Origin of the sequence: Streptomyces durocortorensis (assembly GCF_016901035.1) — a bacterium.
GTDB lineage: Bacteria > Actinomycetota > Actinomycetes > Streptomycetales > Streptomycetaceae > Streptomyces > Streptomyces durocortorensis.
Genome location: NZ_JAFEUF010000452.1, coordinates 1 through 2,303, shown reverse-complemented (window position 1 = coordinate 2,303; position 2,303 = coordinate 1). Strand labels below are relative to the sequence as shown.

The 2,303-nt window shown below is 72.0% G+C and carries 3 protein-coding genes; all 3 read left to right on the top strand.

The genetic code is table 11. The features are described 5' to 3' along the window. Positions 1-6: 6 nt before the first annotated feature. Positions 7-735: a TetR/AcrR family transcriptional regulator gene (locus JS521_RS35320; protein WP_205086939.1), complete on the top strand. Its 729-nt coding sequence runs from the start codon at positions 7-9 to the stop codon at positions 733-735. 98 nt (positions 736-833) lie between these two features. Beyond that, the gene (locus tag JS521_RS35315; RefSeq protein ID WP_205086938.1) at positions 834-1,151 is read left to right on the top strand and encodes a heavy-metal-associated domain-containing protein; all 318 of its coding nucleotides are present in this window, start codon (positions 834-836) and stop codon (positions 1,149-1,151) included. A 121-nt stretch (positions 1,152-1,272) separates the two neighbouring features. Then, on the top strand, positions 1,273-2,303 hold a 1,031-nt coding region (locus JS521_RS35310), incomplete at its 3' end, for a heavy metal translocating P-type ATPase (RefSeq protein WP_205086937.1).

Sequence of the window (2,303 nt, the reverse complement as noted above, 5' to 3'; positions counted from 1 at the left end):
GGCGGGATGGGCGGAGCCGTCGACAGGCCCGCCGCCGCGAACACCGCCACGGGGGGCGGCGCGGAGACCGGCAGCGGGGCGTCGGGCTCCGCACGCCCGCGACGCCGCCAGGCGCGCGGCGAGGCGCGTATCGCCCAGCTGCTCCGGGCCGCCGCCGACGTCTTCTGCACCAGCGGCTACACCGCGTCCAGCACCAACGCCATCGCCCGCGAGGCCGGGGTGTCGCCGGGCACGCTCTACCAGTTCTTCCCGAACAAGGAGGCCATCGCCGTCGAGCTCGGCGACCGGCTGCTGGACCACTGGCGGGACACCTACGGCGCCGCCTTCGCCCAGAGCCACACAGAGCTGCCGCTCGACCGCATGCTGGACGCCGTCCTCGACCCGCTGATCGCCTTCAACTGCGAGAATCCGGCGTTCTTCGTCCTGATGCACGGTTCGGAGATCCCCGGACAGATCACCGAGGCGCACGACACGCTGCACGCCACGATGCTCACGCGGGTGGAATCGGTCCTCGCCGACTACCTCCCGAACATGCCCGCCCCTCAGATCCACCGCATCGCCGAGATGGCCTTCATGGTCTTCAAGGCCGGGCTGGACCTGATCATGGCCACCGAGGGCGAGGAGCGCGCGGCCTACATCCAGGAGCTGAAGACGGTGATGTTCCGCTATCTGGATCCCCTGGTCGGCGACGACGCACCGTGCCCGGCGCCACTGGAGACCATTGATACCCCCTAGGGGTATAGTGTGAGTGGGACGGGGTGCCACGGTGCCCTCTGCGGCCCCACGCGCCCCACCCCGTGCCGCCGAAACGTGTTCGCGAAGAGGAGAACGTCATGACCGCCGAGACCGACACCACGCCGTCCACCGGTTCCTGCTGCTCGCCCACCGGCTCCTGCCACGACGGCGCGGCCGACGTGCGGATCGAGCAGTCCGACTCGGTCACCACCGTGTACCAGGTGAAGGGCATGACCTGCGGCCACTGCGAGGGGGCCGTGTCGGAGGAGATCTCCGGGATCGCGGGCGTCACCTCGGTCGCGGCCGTCGCCTCCACCGGCCTGGTCACCGTCACGTCCAAGGCCCCGCTGGCCGAGGACGCCGTCCGTGACGCCGTGGACGAGGCCGGTTACGAGCTGCTCGGCCCGGCCGCCTGAACTCCGGCCCTCAGCCGCACCACCCCTTCATCAGCCGCAGCACCCGTCCGCGTCGGGCCGGTCCCCATCAGTCGATACTGGTGGGGTACGGCCCGATCTGCGTTTTCCAGGAGTTCCGGACATGGCCAGCACAGCAGCAGCCGATTCCCCGGCCGCCGACGCCTCCCAGGCCGAGCTCATGATCGGCGGGATGACCTGCGCCTCGTGCGCCGCCCGCGTCGAGAAGAAGCTCAACCGGATGGACGGCGTCACCGCCACGGTGAACTACGCGACCGAGAAGGCCCGCGTCACTTTCGGGGAAGGGCTGAAGCTGGGGGACCTCGTCGCCACGGTCGAGAAGACCGGCTACACCGCACGCCCCGTCGCGGAGCCGCCTGTTCCGGCCACCACGCCCGCCCCTGAGACCATCCGGGAAGCGGCCCCGGCTCCCGCCCGTGGGGCCACCCGGGAAGCCGCCCGTGCACCCGCCGCCGAGACCACCCGGGAGCCCGCCCCCGGCTCCGCCGCGCGGGACGCCGAAGCGGAGCAGGACGCCTCCCTCGCCGCCCTCCGGCAGCGCCTCGTCGTCTCCGCCGCGCTCGCCGTCCCCGTCGTCCTGCTCGCCATGGTCCCGGCGCTCCAGTTCGACTCCTGGCAGTGGCTGAGCCTCACGCTCGCCGCACCCGTCGTCGTCTGGGGCGGCCTGCCCTTCCACCGCGCCGCCTGGACCAATGCGAAGCACGGGGCGGCGACGATGGACACGCTGGTCTCGCTCGGCACGCTCGCCGCGTTCGGCTGGTCCCTGTGGGCCCTGTTCCTCGGTGACGCGGGCATGCCCGGCATGCGCCACGGTTTCGACCTCACCGTCTCGCGCGCCGACGCCACCTCGACGATCTACCTGGAGGTGGCGGCCGGGGTCATCGCGTTCATCCTGCTGGGCCGCTACCTGGAGGCCCGGGCGAAGCGGAAGTCCGGGGCGGCGCTGCGGGCACTGATGCACCTGGGCGCGAAGGACGTCGCCGTGCTCAGGGCGGGCAGGGAGGTACGCGTCCCGGCGAGCGCGCTCGTCGTCGGTGATCGCTTCGTCGTCCGTCCCGGGGAGAAGATCGCGACGGACGGAACCGTGGTCGAGGGCTCCTCCGCCGTGGACGCCTCGATGCTGACGGGCGAGTC